Genomic DNA, 13321 nt, shown 5'->3' with positions numbered 1-13321 from the left:
TTTTTGATGAAACATACATTTAGCATGAACCTCGGTTGGGATGGCGGACGAAATGACGTCGGCACCCTCGAGGCCGAGCGATTAAAGACACAGATTTCAATCCCACCCGAAATGGACGGTCCGGGAGTCGGAACGAATCCGGATGAGATGCTCCTCGGGGCAGCGGCAACGTGTTATATCATCACCCTCGCAGCCGTACTTGGACGGAGTGACCTGACTCATCGTGGTATCACGATTAATGCAGAGGGCATCGTCGATGTGACGAACGGCATCTTCACTTACGAGACGATTCGCTATGCGACAACGATTCATGTACCTACAGAGATGACCGACCGAGACATCACGCTTGTCGAGCGCATCGCGAAAAAAGCGAAAGATCAATGTATGATTTCACGCGCACTCGCAGGAAATGTAGCATTTGAGTTGAATACCGTCATTTCACGTAAAAAGTGGCAATGATTTTATTTGAAGAACCTTTGAAAAAAGCGATAATTGTAAACAGACGTAATCGCTTTGTCATGGACGTACTCGTTGATGATTTACTCGCGCCTTGCCATTGTCCTGTAACAGGAAGGATTGGAGATATTATATTTGAAAACATCCCCTGCCTCGTCTCAGAAACCTATGACTCGAATCGTAAAACTCACTTTACAGTCGAAGCCATTTCAGTCGATGGTGAACAATGGATTGGAATCAATCAAGGTCGTGTCAACGACTATGTTGAAGCTTTCTTACTTGAGAACCAGCTTGATGCTTTCTCAACCCCGAGGGGAATCAAACGTGAAATAGTAATTGGCGGTGCACGAATCGATTTTCAGATTGATGGAATCTTCATGGAAGTGAAGGCTCCGCTCAGCGAACTACTCACTATTCCTCTCCCACACTTTAAACGTAGACGATTGAAACGACCCATCGAGACAGAACGGTTGATTCGTCATCTCCACGCTCTGATTTCCACTCTACCCCAAACCGGAAGAGCAGTCCTCTTATATGTTTTTTTATATGACGCACCAATTTATACCGGTAATTCCAACCGAAAACAAGACCATCTAATTCGTCAATTGATTAACGATGCGATACCTTCCGGATTAGAAATATGGCAACTGAACTGCACTATTTCCCCTGAAGGAATTCGTTTACTTCGTTGCTTTGACACAACGTCTCACTTCAAGTAACCAAATGTATTAAGTGAGACGTTATGTTTTTACTAAACATATGATATGTTGGGAATTACCGAATAGAGTCATTTTTCACTTCCACTTTTTACGCGACTGCGCGTTTTTCAAAAACGTGATACAATACACGTCGTAAACTAATCAGAAAAACGAGGGATACCATACATGATTACAGTAAATAACGTCAGCCTACAATTTGGCGGTCGCAAGTTGTTTGAAGAGGTGAACATCAAGTTCACGCCAGGCAACTGTTACGGATTGATCGGTGCGAACGGTGCCGGAAAATCGACATTCTTAAAGATTTTATCAGGTGAACAAGATACGACGACGGGTGATGTCAGCATCACACCAGGCGAACGTCTCGCCGTCCTCAAACAGGACCACTACGCGTATGAGGACAGTGCAGTTCTCGAGACCGTCATCATGGGTCACGAGCGTCTCTACAAAGTAATGAAAGAAAAAGACGCCATCTACATGAAAGAAGACTTCTCAGATGAAGACGGGATGCGCGCAGCTGAACTCGAAGGGGAATTCGCTGAGTTGAACGGTTGGGAAGCAGAGTCGGAAGCCTCGATGGTCCTCCAAGGTCTCGGTATCTCTGAAGCGCTCCACCAGAAACAAATGAGCGAACTCACAGGTGGGGAGAAAGTCAAAGTCCTTCTTGCCCAAGCGCTCTTCGGTAAGCCAGATATCCTCCTCTTAGACGAGCCGACTAACGGACTTGACCTAAAAGCGATTCAATGGTTAGAAGAATTCTTGATCAACTTTGAAAACACAGTCATCGTCGTTTCCCACGACCGTCACTTCTTGAACAAAGTCTGTACGCACATGGCCGACCTCGACTTTGGAAAAATCCAATTGTATGTCGGGAACTACGACTTCTGGTATGAGTCTAGCCAACTCGCTACACGTATGGCGGCAGACCAGAACAAGAAGAAAGAAGAGAAAATCAAAGAGCTTCAAAACTTTATCGCACGTTTCAGCTCGAACGCATCGAAAGCACGTCAAGCGACGTCGCGTAAGAAGTTGCTCGATAAAATCACACTTGATGACATCCGTCCGTCGTCACGTCGTTATCCATTCGTCGGATTCACGATGGAGCGCGAGATCGGAAACGATGTTCTCTATGTCGATAACGTATCGAAGACAATCGATGGTGTAAAAGTACTCGACAACGTCACGTTCTCACTCAACAAGACGGACAAAGTCGCATTCGTCGGTCGTTCGGACGTTGCCATCACGACACTCTTCAAAATTCTCATGGGTGAGATGGAGCCAGACACAGGATCAGTCAAATGGGGCGTCACGACAACTCAGTCATACTTCCCGAAAGACAATTCGGAGTACTTCGAAGGCTCAGAAAAGAGCATCCTCGACTGGTTGCGCCAGTTCTCACCTGCCGATGAGTCAGACACGTTCCTTCGTGGATTCCTTGGCCGCATGCTCTTCTCAGGTGAAGAAGTCATGAAGAAGGCGTCTGTCCTCTCAGGGGGAGAAAAAGTACGTTGCATGCTCTCGAAGATGATGCTCTCGAACTCGAACGTGCTCGTCCTCGACGATCCGACGAACCACTTGGACCTCGAATCGATCACAGCACTCAACAACGGTCTCGAGTCATTCAAAGGTGTGCTCCTCTTCAGCTCACATGACCATCAGCTCATCTCGACGATTGCGACACGCATCATCGAAGTGACACCGAATGGCATCGTGGATAAAGAAGCAACGTACGATGAATATTTGGAGAACGAAGCGCTTCAACAACAAGTTGAATCTCTCTATCAAAATGCATAATAAAAATGATCGGCTCGCGTGAGCCGATCATTTTTATTTTACGTCTACCGTCTCCATCACGTGCTCATGAATATCATGACCTTTCGTGACATGGACTTGAACGTTGTATGCGCCTGATTCAGCAAAGGTGTGTACACCTTTATACATCCCAGCATCTGCTTCCTCTAACTTCACCCACTCATGCTTCTCTGCCCCGTCTTGGAAGATTTCGAGTTGTACTTCCGCCCCAGCGAGCATCTCGTCTTCAATCATGACGTGTACCATGAATGGTTGTTCTCCCCCTGCTGTCGCCTCTTTCGGGTCAAGCGTGATATCCGCTCCAGCGTGGTGATGATGCTCACTCTCTTCTTCCGCTTCAGCAGCCGTTTCTGGATGTCCAACCGTCACGTTTGTCGTCGGCATGGTGTGCATCGAACGCGCTGTCACGTGAACCTGAACCGTATAGACCGCTTCTTCCGCGAACGTCGTCTCCGCTTCATAGATACCGTCTTTCGTGAGTGACGCCTTGATCATCTCACTTTCTTCCTTCGCACCATTCTTCCATACCTCGAACTTGATTTCATCCGCATCGTCTACAGGTTGACCATCTTGCGTGACTGTTACTGATAAAGGTACCGCCTCTCCCTTTTCAGCCGTTGCCTCTACCGTCAACTCTGCCTCGACCGGTTCCATTGACTGTGGAACAGCCGCGCTCTCCGCTTCTTTCTCCGTACCACACGCACCGAGTACGAACAACCCGATGAGTCCAAACACGACCCCAAACCGTGTCATCATCTTTTTCATCATAAGTCCTCCTTATAAATCGCTTACATCTTTCACACATTGTTCATGATACCATCTCTTTCCAAAAAGAGTGTGAGCATTCTGTGATATATCCCACGATACATTCTCACAAATTTCACACATATAGTTGAATCAAAATTTATTGAGTACATTTCCGAATTTTAGTCCATCATTTCTAAAAAGGGGTATATAAAATATATCAAGGTCAATCATTTGGAAAGTCTTAACATCAAGAGAGTTACATCATGAATGGAGGCGAATTCAGATGAAACGTAAGGTCATTCGTGGGGCGATGGCACTGTTCATCTTATTGGCGATGGTGATCACACAATCGATTTCCGTCAGTGCCGCCGCTTCAAAATTTGTCACGAGCGTGAACACGACGAGCAAGGTCGTCGCATTGACGTTCGATGACGGGGCAGACGGGGCGAACACGAACAAGATTTTAGACATTTTAGCAAAAAACAATGTCAAAGCCACTTTCTTTTTAACGGGGTCGGGCGCAAATAACCATCCACAGTACATTAAAAATATCGCCGCAAAAGGACATCAACTCGGAAATCACTCGTATACACACCCTGACTTCACCAAACTGACTGCCACGCAGATGAAATCCGAACTCGACCGCACGGAAGCTTTGATTAAATCATTGACCGGAAAAACGACAAAACCGATTTTCAGAGCCCCTTTTGGTGCAGTGAATAGTACCGTATTGAGCGGTGTCGGGGCTGCAGGATACGGATACACGATTCAATGGAACATTGATACGGTTGACTGGAAAGGGTTGACCGCGAGCCAAATCAACACGAAAGTTCAGACTAACATCAAACCGGGTTCAATCGTCTTGATGCATACCGGAGCCGGGGCCCCGGGTACACCGCTCGCACTCCCAACGATGATTTCACAACTCAAAGCAAAAGGGTACAAATTTGTCACGGTCTCACAATTACTTGCATATCAAAACACATCGACGAACAAAACGTATACCGTGAAGTCAGGTGATACGTTGTACAGTATCGCACGGACATACGGAGTCACCGTCTCGGCGCTTGCTGCCGCCAACAACATTACGAACTACAGCTTGATTTATGTAGGACAAGTGCTCATCATTCCAACTACGACCGTTACACCACCTACGACGACTGTGAAATATACGGTGAAATCGGGCGACACACTCTACAAGATTGCAACGATGTACAATACGACCGTCGCAAAAATCGCAGCCGCCAATAACATCACAAACGTCAACTCCATCTATGTCGGACAAGTGCTCGTCATCCCAGGTACGACGATCACACCACCGACAACTACGGTAAAATACACGGTCAAATCAGGGGACACGCTGTACAAGATTGCGATGATGTATAACACAACTGTTGCGAAAATCGCGGCCGCCAACAATATCACGAACGTCAACTCCATCTACGTCGGACAAGTGTTGACCATTCCAAAATGAGTGCACTGTGAATCTTTTCCTCAGCTTGTGACGTATCGTATACAAACAGGAAAAGAGGAATTGCTATGACTCGAACCGTAATCCGTGTCAGTACTACCGCATTCATCGGACTTTTGGTTTCAATTGCCACATTCTCGATTTTGATTTGGCTCGGTTATGAACAAGCACTCACATCCGGTGAGCCGATCCAATTCTTAACACGTGAGATTTATCAATTCGAGAACGGAATCGGGGTCGCCAACCAGAATCAAATGGCCATCCTCGGTGCCGGATTCATGGGCCTTGCCGTTCTCATTGGAGAGATCGGGATACGTCTTAAACGAAAGTAACCGCTGCATACGCAACGGTTACTTTTTTAATGCTGATGTTCACCACCATGGTCGTGTGAGTGAACGATTGGTTGCTGCAATTGGTCGATTTGGTCTTGCGGTACATCACCGACAATCATCCATGCGGACGGCGTATAGACCTTCTGCCCTTCATGGGCCATGCCGTTCACTTGGTAGATTCCCTGATCGAGTTTCACGCTCGTCACGAGATAGCCATCCTTTTCTGTCACTTCATACGTCCGGGTCTCTTCCGAATCGTAAGGCGTGACTTGAATATGGCTTTCCGTCACACGTTCATCATTCGATACTTTCATCGCAAGCGTCGTCGAGCCAACTTCTACACGTTCAGGTACGATCAGTTGAATCCCAATCGGATCAATGGTGCGTTCTACTGGTTGAAGTTGACACGCGCTTAACCAAATTGTCGCTAGGATGACAGGAATGACTGCTTTAAATCGTTTCATGCTGCCACCTCCGCTTTCAACTTCCGGCGACCAATCAACCAATCAAATAGGAGAACGACAAGAATACTGATTCCTGCGAGCGGTAATGTCACACCTAGAAGTAAAATCAAGATACCGACGATTCGTTTAATGCGTTCGTCCTCAAACCGCTTCATCTGTTCAATGGATCCGACTTTTCGTTTGCGCCACATCATGAACGAGCTGATGACCACGAAAATGAGACCTAGACAAAGCGCGACACCGACCAATTGATTGAGTAAACCGAACAGGCGACCTTCATGGAACGCGATTCCAACCGTAATCAGTTTTCCGAGAATCCCGTAATCTGCGTATGTCACAGAGCTGAGTGTTTCACCACTATATTGATCTAAGTTCACCGTCGATTCTTTAAATGGATGACCTGCTGCCGATGTGACAGTATAGACGCCTGTTTCGCCTTCCGGAAGCGAGATTGTGTACGGTCGATCAATCGTGGACTTGTTCACCACCTGATTTAAATCAATCGGCAACATCGTACTTGGAGAAGACGTTGGAACGAGATCTGCTTGGGTCGCCCAAGGTACGTCTTCTGCCACCTCTTTTGTCGTCACGGTCGATTCTGGCTTGGCGCCAAACGCATAGGCATACATCGGTGCTCCCGTGTTTGTCGACGAGGAAACCCACTGCAACATCGCACCCGAAACGGATGACCAAGCCAACCCTGAACTGATAATGAGCACGAGGCCTAGCGATGACCACAAAGCGACGCTACCGTGCATCTGCTTCCACCACTGTCGTCCTTTCCCAAGCTTCGGCATAAGCATCCGAAGCGGATTCTTACCACGCGGCCAAAACAAGAATGTCCCCGTAATAAGAAGAATGATTGCCCAGGACGCCGCAAGTTCGACGACCCAGTTCCCGATTTGACCACCTAATAGTGTGCCATGAATCACAACTAATAAATCCATGCTACCTTCAGCAGACCGCGTTCCTAAAACTTCTGTAGTTTCCGGATGAATATATGTATACATCATCTCGTCTTTGTTCATCCAACCGATTCGAGTCGATTCGCCTTCATCCGGCAAACGAATCGATGTGATCATCGCATCCGGATATTCCGTCATGAATGATTCCTTTTGGACTTCAATCGGCTGTTCTTCCGTGAAAGTTGCCGTCATCATGTCTTTGTATTGCATCTTCGTTATTTGCGGTTCAAATAAATAAATGCTTCCTGTCACAGCCAGGATAATAAAAATTGGTGCAAATATGAGACCTGCATAAAAGTGCCAACGCCATACCGCTTGATACCAAGCGTTGCGTTTATTCAATCGTTCCCCTTGCATGATGCTTCCCCCTTTATCATTGTGTCCAACTTGTGAACAGATTGAGTATACAAGGAATGGAAACGGTTTATTCTTACTATTTGTGACAACTATTCGTCGAATTGGAGAAGTGAAAATGAACTTTGGTTCATCTTTTTTTCACATATTCATCAATCTATCTCACATACTTTCACATAAAGAAAGAGACACCAACAAGTTGGCGTCTCCAAAATATGATCAATTTGTGAACTGCTCTGCTTCTGTCGATCCAGCCAGTGCAGTCGTTGATGATTGCCCACCTGAGATGACGAGCGAGACTTCATCGAAGTAACCCGTTCCGACTTCACGCTGATGACGTGTCGCCGTGTAACCGTGTACTTCAGCCGCAAATTCTGCTTGTTGTAATTCCGAGTATGCTGCCATGCCACGGTCTTTGTAACCGCGTGCGAGCTCGAACATGCCGAAGTTGAGCGCGTGGAATCCAGCGAGTGTGACGAACTGGAACTTGTAGCCCATTGCACCGATTTCTTGTTGGAACGTGGCAATCTCTTCGTCTGACAACTTCTTCTTCCAGTTGAACGATGGTGAGCAGTTGTAAGCGAGAAGTTTGCCTGGATACTTCGCATGAATCGCTTCGGCAAATTGACGTGCCTCTGCTAAATCTGGTTCAGACGTCTCACACCAGACGAGATCTGCATACGGTGCATAAGCGAGACCGCGAGCGATTGCTTGCTCGATACCAGCTTCCGTACGATAGAAGCCTTCCGGCGTACGCTCTCCAATGATGAACGGATGATCGATTGGGTCGATGTCGCTCGTAATCAAGTTCGCCGCGTGCGCATCTGTCCGCGCTACGATGATCGTTGGGACGCCCATGACGTCTGCCGCGAGTCGCGCCGAAATCAAGTTTTTCACAGCCGTCTGCGTCGGAAGCAACACCTTCCCACCAAGGTGACCACACTTCTTCTCAGACGAGAGCTGGTCTTCGAGGTGAACGCCGGCAGCCCCCGCTTCAATCATCGCCTTCGTCAATTCGAATACGTTGAGTACCCCACCAAAACCGGCTTCCATATCCGCGACAATCGGTGCGAACCAATGCGTGTCGCCTTTCCCTTCTGCCGTTTGAATTTGGTCGGCACGTTGAAGCGCTTGGTTGATTCGTTTGACGACACTTGGCACCGAGTTGGCCGGATATAGACTCTGGTCCGGATACATGTGACCTGACAGGTTCGCATCCGCCGCTACTTGCCAACCACTCAAATAGATGGCTTCGAGTCCTGCTTTTACTTGTTGAATCGCCTGGTTCCCTGTCAACGCACCGAGTGCATGGACGTAGTCACGCTCGTGCATCAATTGCCACAGGCGTTCCGCTCCCTTTGTCGCAAGCGTCTGTTCAATCACGATAGACCCTCGTAGTTTCATGACGTCTTCTACAGAGTATGGACGTTCTACCCCTTCGAATCGTTCTGACTTCCAGCTGTTCACCAATTCTTCGCGTTTTTTCATCAACAAACCCTCCTGTATTATATTAACTTCGATAAATTTAATTTGTTATATAACAGATGGTGCAAATGAAATGATTTAGTCGAGGTAAGCGCAGCATTCCAACGCTGCCTTAAACGTCGAATGCTCCATCCCGCAGCAACGGCAAACATTTTCTTCGTCCCGGTCCTCCGGTTTTCGGAAAACGACGACTTCATCGATCGGCTCTTTCATGATTTGGAGCGAACCGTCAGCACGATCCAAGACGAGGCGCATCAAGTCGTTGCCGTATACGAATGCCGTATTCGCCAAAGATGCTGTCGATTCTCCAGATACGATACGGCGGACGACCCAACGTTCAATCAACTGTTCGCTTTCCATTTTTTTCGTTGTCATGATGAGGTTCCTCCTTTAAGGTTTAACTCCACAGTTTGACGTTTCATAAATTCACGGCGGCGACGATGCAAGATTGGCTCCGTGTACCCGTTCGGCTGTTTCAACCCATGAAATACGAGTTCGTGGGCGGCTTGATAGGCGATCGACTGATCGACGTTCGGCGTCATCGGTCGATAATTCGGGTCTGACTCGTTTTGCTCATCGACGACTCGTGCCATCCGATAAAGGGTGACCTCGACTTGTTCTGCTGAACAGATGCCGTGATGCAACCAGTTGGCCACGTGTTGACTCGAAATCCGGAGTGTCGCCCGGTCTTCCATCAGTCCGATATGGTGAATATCCGGCACTTTCGAACAACCGACACCTTGTTCGATCCAACGGACGACGTACCCGAGCAATCCTTGCAAGTTGTTCTCAAGCTCTTCTTTCATCTCTTCTTGCGAATAAATGCGCGTCGCGAGCGGGATATCAAGGAGCTGTTGTCGTTCATGTTTTAAAACAGGCTGTTTCAACAATTCTCGCTGTACATCAAAAGCATCGAGTTGATGATAGTGCATCGCATGGAGCGTCGCCGCGGTCGGTGAAGGCACCCATGCCGTCGTTGCCCCGGACCGTACATGTGCCATTTTTTCACGCATCATGTCCTGCATCCGATCGGGCATCGCCCACATCCCTTTTCCGATTTGTGCTTGATGATGGAACCCACTCTCGAGACCGATCGATACATTCAACCGTTCATATGCAGCGAGCCAAGGTGACGTTTTCATTTCTCCCTTCCGACGCATCGGTCCGAGCGTCATCGAAGAATGAATCTCGTCTCCCGTCCGGTCAAGGAAGCCCGTGTTGATGAAGACGACCCGTTCTTTTACTTGCGCGATACAATTTTTCAAGTTGAGCGACGTTCGTCTTTCTTCATCCATCACGCCGACTTTTAACGTATAGCGAGGAAGGTCCAGCAGATTTTCCACGGCATCAAACAAAACATTGGTGAATGCCACTTCTTCAGAGCCGTGCATTTTCGGCTTGACGATGTAAATCGATCCTTCCCGAGAGTTGAGACGACGATGAAGATGGCGACTTGCAATCAATGAAGTAAAGATGGCATCAACGATCCCCTCTGGTACCTCGCGACCTTCTGCATCAAGAATCAAGTCCGTCGTCATCAAGTGTCCAACGTTCCGAATGAACAAGAGCGCGCGTCCTGGGAGGACGACTTCCGCCCCACCTTTTCCAATCAAACGCTTGTCTTCGTTTAAACGCCGAGAGAGTCGCTTCCCGTCTTTTTGGAACGAGGCTTCAAGCGTCCCATCCATTAGACCGAGCCAATTACGATACAGATGAACTTTGTCTTCTGCGCAAACGGCTGCGACCGAGTCTTCGCAATCCACAATAGCGGAGAGGGCTGATTCGAGCTCGATGTCCATCAGTCCAGCAGGATCGACTTTGCCGACTGGATGTTCGCGGTCGAATTGAAGTTCGACGTGCAAGGCATGGTGCTGGAGCATCAATGTCTTCAACTCGTTCGGTTCGCCGGTGTAACCGACGAAGGAATCATGAGCGAATAAATGCTCCTCGTCTCCAATCACCGCGTAGGCGACGTCGTCACGAACGACATATCGTGATACGTCTCTGTGTGACCCGGACGACAGTGGGAACGTGTCATCCAAAAACTGTTTAGCTAACCGAATAACTTCATTTCCGCGAACAGGATTATATGCTCGTCCCTTTTCCATGCCGTCTGCCTCGTCAATCATGTCCGTCCCATAAAGGGCGTCGTAGAGACTCCCCCATCTGGCATTGGCGGCATTGAGTGCATATCTGGCATTGTCTAACGGTACGACGAGTTGCGGTCCCGCTTGATGAGCGATTTCGCGATCGACATTCGACACGTCGACCTGAAAATCTTCGACTACCGGTTCGATATAGCCGATCGACGTTAAAAATGTCTCGTACTCGGTTGGATCGACTTCGTCTTGACGACTGTACCACTCCTGTAACAATCGCTCGAATGTCTTGCGCTGCTCCAGAAGTGTCTGATTCACTGGAATGAAACGCTCAAGAAGCGATTCGACCCCTTCCCAAAAATCATTGATTTCATGGGGTTCAAGAACGTTTTTATTCACAAGTTCAATCAGTTTCTCATGAATATGATACGTATTTAGTCGTTCATAGTGTTCCAAGCGTTCACATCCTCCTTTAATCATTGTTATATATCAGTTGGTTATAATATAGACTATTATATAACAGTTTGACAACCTATTTTTTAAAACTTTTTATTTGAAATATCGTCAGGATGGGTTTACTATACATTGTGTGACCCATCAATGATTGAGTCATCAATGATTTGAGGAGGCGATGTGCATGCGAGATTCTTGCTCGCTTCGGGATCAAATTCTCTATCACATCATCACCGTACAAAAAGAATTGGGGCAATTATTCGACTCTGAAATGGACGGGCTCAGCTTGAGCCGCTATGACATTTTAAGCAACTTGTATCATGTCGGTCCATTGCGGCAACGTGAATTGCAGCAACGCGTCGATGTCGACCATGCCGCCATCACCAGGCACTTGAAACAGTTAGAGACACAAGGACTCATCACGCGGAGACGCTGTGAACAAGACAACCGTGTCATCTATGTCGAATTGACAGACGATGGTCGTGAACAAATTGCACATTGGACTGAGCAAAAAGAGTGCTTAACGGACCGACTTTTTGTCAACATGAAGGTAGAGGATCAACAACAGTTATTAGCATCACTCACGATGTTACAAGATACTATTGACCATGAAAGGAAGACTACAATATGAACACTGCTACACAAAAAGACTTTATGGAGATTGTCAAAGGACGCCGCTCGATTCGTGTATACGATGAGAACGTCAAAATCTCAAAAGAAGAAATGACACAAATTCTTGTAGAAGCGACAACAGCTCCTTCATCCCTTAACTTACAGCCATGGCGCTTCGTCGTCATCGATAGCGCAGAAGGAAAAGAAACACTCCTTCCACTCGCAAGCTTCAACAAACGCCAAGTGGAAACATCTTCAGCGGTCATCGCCCTCTTCGCCGACTATCAAATGGCAGATTACACAGAAGAGATTTTCGATACAGCGGTAGAGCGCGGTATGATGCCGGCTGAAGTCCGCGACCGTCAAGTCGACATGATCAAAGGCATCTTTAAAGATGCACCGAAAGAAATGATCAAGGACAGCATCATGCTCGATTCAGGTCTTGTTGCGATGCAACTCATGCTCGTCGCACGTGCGCACGGATATGACACAAACCCAATCGGCGGATACGACAAAGCGAACATCGCTGAAGCGTTCGGTCTCGACAAAGAACGTTACCTTCCAGTCATGCTTCTCTCGATCGGGAAAGCAGCAGAAGAAGGGTATCCATCAGTCCGCTTCCCAGTCGACCGCATCACAGACTGGAAATAATTCAAAAGAGTCAATCGCCCCGGCGATTGACTCTTTTTTCATCCGATATATTTGACGACTTCGTTAAAATCACGACGTGTTTTCGGTGCGAAATCGCGCGCTCGATACCCAAATGCGACCATGACCGAAAGTGACCATTCGCCTCGTTCCATCACGCCTTCTGAGATGAGCAACTCATCGATTTCCTCTTGATTGAACCCTTCGATTGGGCATGAATCAATCTCGATTTGTGCGGCAGCCGTCATCATGTTTCCGAGCGGAATATATGTCTGACGCTTGATCCATTCCTGGAAGACACGCTCATCGTCTAAGAGACGATAGTCGGTCTCCTGGAACTCCTGTACCCGTTTCACGCGTTGTGCGTATTCTTCTTCCGTCCGGCCCTGTACACCCGTCACGATATGACGAATATAGTCCGAATCGTAACGCATGGCTTTCGGTGTTCTTGCGAGGATCAATACAAAGTGACTGGCAGTCAGGGCCTGACCTTGCGCTCCCCATGCATGATCTTTAATCTTTTGGAGTAAATCTTCCCGACGTACCACGACAAATTGCCATGGCTCGAATCCGAACGAACTCGGTGAAAGACGTCCCGTCTCTAAGATGAACTCCATGTCCTCTTCTTTGATTTTACGATCCGCATCGAACGCTTTCGTCGCTTGACGCCAACGATATGCCTCTAAAATGTCTTTCTTTTTCAACGT

14 protein-coding genes are annotated in these 13321 nt (G+C 47.7%); 7 read left to right on the top strand and 7 right to left on the bottom strand.

The window, feature by feature from the left end; translation table 11 throughout:
• Positions 1-3: 3 nt before the first annotated feature.
• From F3H97_RS14260 to F3H97_RS14250, 3 genes are all read left to right on the top strand, one after another.
• Positions 4-459, top strand: a complete 456-nt coding sequence (locus F3H97_RS14260) for an SACOL1771 family peroxiredoxin (protein WP_370568599.1) — start codon at positions 4-6, stop codon at positions 457-459.
• Positions 456-1175, top strand: a complete 720-nt coding sequence (locus F3H97_RS14255; RefSeq protein ID WP_159563292.1) for a PDDEXK family nuclease — start codon at positions 456-458, stop codon at positions 1173-1175. Before F3H97_RS14260 ends, F3H97_RS14255 begins: the two co-directional genes overlap by 4 nt.
• Before the next feature lie 165 nt (positions 1176-1340).
• A complete protein-coding gene (locus F3H97_RS14250; protein WP_015880408.1) occupies positions 1341-2966 on the top strand; it encodes an ABC-F family ATP-binding cassette domain-containing protein in 1626 nt (541 codons plus the stop codon).
• A gap of 33 nt (positions 2967-2999) precedes the next feature.
• Here the strand turns inward: F3H97_RS14250 and F3H97_RS14245 are convergent, their stop codons facing one another.
• A complete protein-coding gene (locus F3H97_RS14245) occupies positions 3000-3749 on the bottom strand; it encodes a FixH family protein (protein ID WP_196431739.1) in 750 nt (249 codons plus the stop codon).
• Positions 3750-4014: 265 nt separating this feature from the next.
• On the opposite strand from F3H97_RS14245, the gene F3H97_RS14240 reads away from it, so the two are divergent.
• On the top strand, positions 4015-5205 hold the full coding sequence (locus F3H97_RS14240) for a LysM peptidoglycan-binding domain-containing protein (protein ID WP_196431738.1): 1191 nt from the start codon (positions 4015-4017) through the stop codon (positions 5203-5205).
• 65 nt (positions 5206-5270) lie between these two features.
• Positions 5271-5534, top strand: a complete 264-nt coding sequence (locus F3H97_RS14235) for an LlsX family protein (RefSeq protein WP_047795807.1) — start codon at positions 5271-5273, stop codon at positions 5532-5534.
• Between the two features lie 26 nt (positions 5535-5560).
• On the opposite strand, the gene F3H97_RS14230 is transcribed toward F3H97_RS14235, so the two are convergent.
• The 5 genes from F3H97_RS14230 to F3H97_RS14210 all read right to left on the bottom strand — a co-directional run bounded on the left by F3H97_RS14230 (position 5561) and on the right by F3H97_RS14210 (position 11357).
• Positions 5561-5998, bottom strand: coding sequence for a hypothetical protein (locus F3H97_RS14230; RefSeq protein WP_196431737.1), 438 nt, complete (start codon positions 5996-5998; stop codon positions 5561-5563).
• Positions 5995-7320: a PepSY-associated TM helix domain-containing protein gene (locus tag F3H97_RS14225; RefSeq protein ID WP_159563287.1), complete on the bottom strand. Its 1326-nt coding sequence runs from the start codon at positions 7318-7320 to the stop codon at positions 5995-5997. The genes F3H97_RS14230 and F3H97_RS14225 overlap by 4 nt, the downstream gene beginning before the upstream one ends.
• Positions 7321-7536: 216 nt before the next feature.
• Positions 7537-8805, bottom strand: a complete 1269-nt coding sequence (gene aceA, locus F3H97_RS14220) for an isocitrate lyase (RefSeq protein WP_196431736.1) — start codon at positions 8803-8805, stop codon at positions 7537-7539.
• A 75-nt stretch (positions 8806-8880) separates the two neighbouring features.
• Positions 8881-9177, bottom strand: a complete 297-nt coding sequence (locus tag F3H97_RS14215; RefSeq protein ID WP_015880380.1) for a hypothetical protein — start codon at positions 9175-9177, stop codon at positions 8881-8883.
• Positions 9174-11357, bottom strand: coding sequence for a malate synthase G (locus F3H97_RS14210; protein ID WP_370568598.1), 2184 nt, complete (start codon positions 11355-11357; stop codon positions 9174-9176). The genes F3H97_RS14215 and F3H97_RS14210 overlap by 4 nt, the downstream gene beginning before the upstream one ends.
• A gap of 181 nt (positions 11358-11538) precedes the next feature.
• Here F3H97_RS14210 and F3H97_RS14205 point away from each other — a divergent pair, with 181 nt between their 5' ends.
• Positions 11539-11985, top strand: coding sequence for a MarR family winged helix-turn-helix transcriptional regulator (locus tag F3H97_RS14205; protein WP_078146066.1), 447 nt, complete (start codon positions 11539-11541; stop codon positions 11983-11985).
• Positions 11982-12617: a nitroreductase family protein gene (locus tag F3H97_RS14200; protein WP_196431734.1), complete on the top strand. Its 636-nt coding sequence runs from the start codon at positions 11982-11984 to the stop codon at positions 12615-12617. Before F3H97_RS14205 ends, F3H97_RS14200 begins: the two co-directional genes overlap by 4 nt.
• A 38-nt stretch (positions 12618-12655) precedes the next feature.
• On the opposite strand, the gene F3H97_RS14195 is transcribed toward F3H97_RS14200, so the two are convergent.
• The gene (locus F3H97_RS14195; protein WP_230872868.1) at positions 12656-13318 is read right to left on the bottom strand and encodes an NAD(P)H-dependent oxidoreductase; all 663 of its coding nucleotides are present in this window, start codon (positions 13316-13318) and stop codon (positions 12656-12658) included.
• Positions 13319-13321: the final 3 nt, after the last annotated feature.

This window comes from Exiguobacterium sp. SRB7LM (assembly GCF_015712685.1).
Classification (GTDB): Bacteria; Bacillota; Bacilli; order Exiguobacteriales; family Exiguobacteriaceae; genus Exiguobacterium; species Exiguobacterium profundum.
The sequence above is the reverse complement of the archived record's forward strand: the minus strand, read 5'-3'. Positions and strand labels throughout refer to the sequence as shown.

Coding starts and splice junctions, on each gene's coding strand:
- F3H97_RS14255 (WP_159563292.1), top strand. CDS start 456: ATGATTTTATTTGAAGAACCTTTGAAAAAAGCGATAATTGTAAACAGA.
- F3H97_RS14250 (WP_015880408.1), top strand. CDS start 1,341: ATGATTACAGTAAATAACGTCAGCCTACAATTTGGCGGTCGCAAGTTG.
- F3H97_RS14245 (WP_196431739.1), bottom strand. CDS start 3,749: ATGAAAAAGATGATGACACGGTTTGGGGTCGTGTTTGGACTCATCGGG.
- F3H97_RS14240 (WP_196431738.1), top strand. CDS start 4,015: ATGAAACGTAAGGTCATTCGTGGGGCGATGGCACTGTTCATCTTATTG.
- F3H97_RS14235 (WP_047795807.1), top strand. CDS start 5,271: ATGACTCGAACCGTAATCCGTGTCAGTACTACCGCATTCATCGGACTT.
- F3H97_RS14230 (WP_196431737.1), bottom strand. CDS start 5,998: ATGAAACGATTTAAAGCAGTCATTCCTGTCATCCTAGCGACAATTTGG.
- F3H97_RS14225 (WP_159563287.1), bottom strand. CDS start 7,320: ATGCAAGGGGAACGATTGAATAAACGCAACGCTTGGTATCAAGCGGTA.
- aceA (WP_196431736.1), bottom strand. CDS start 8,805: ATGAAAAAACGCGAAGAATTGGTGAACAGCTGGAAGTCAGAACGATTC.
- F3H97_RS14215 (WP_015880380.1), bottom strand. CDS start 9,177: ATGACAACGAAAAAAATGGAAAGCGAACAGTTGATTGAACGTTGGGTC.
- F3H97_RS14205 (WP_078146066.1), top strand. CDS start 11,539: ATGCGAGATTCTTGCTCGCTTCGGGATCAAATTCTCTATCACATCATC.
- F3H97_RS14200 (WP_196431734.1), top strand. CDS start 11,982: ATGAACACTGCTACACAAAAAGACTTTATGGAGATTGTCAAAGGACGC.